A 519-nucleotide genomic window follows, 5' to 3' on the forward strand; every position below is an offset into this window, starting at 1 on the left:
CTGCCTGCGTCCGGAAATCGGCAAGGTAGAAATCGCGCCGTTCGCCTATATGCGCGGACGCACCTTTGAAAACGCGGTGGTGATTCTGGACGAGGCCCAGAACGTGACCGCGGCGCAAATGAAGATGTTTTTGACCCGCCTCGGGGAGAACGTCACGGTGATCGTCAACGGTGATATTACCCAGTGTGATTTGCCCTCAGGCGTAAAATCAGGACTGAGTGACGCGCTGTCGCGTTTTGAAGAAGACGACATGATTGGCATCGTGCGCTTTACCACCGATGACTGCGTGCGTTCAACGCTTTGCCAGCGAACGTTGAAAGCCTATTACTAAACGCTTGTGAGTGTGCAAAGCCCGGATGTCCCGGGCTTTGTTGTTTTTGCAACATTTCCCCGGCGGCGCTGCGCCTGGACTGGCTACTCGTTGGTGGTGCGGCCTGCGGGTTTCCCGGCGGCGCTGCGCTTGGCCGGGCTACCGGTCCTGGCCGGAACGCCATTCTGTAGGTCGGGTAAGGCGAAGCC

Annotated in this window: 1 protein-coding gene; it reads left to right on the plus strand. The window is 58.4% G+C overall.

What is annotated here, in order from left to right:
- On the plus strand, positions 1-331 hold a 331-nt coding region (locus AB7038_RS18125), incomplete at its 5' end, for a PhoH family protein (RefSeq protein ID WP_369453753.1).
- Positions 332-519 lie beyond the last annotated feature (188 nt).

This window comes from Morganella morganii, assembly GCF_041099235.1.
Classification (GTDB): domain Bacteria; phylum Pseudomonadota; class Gammaproteobacteria; order Enterobacterales; family Enterobacteriaceae; genus Morganella; species Morganella morganii_E.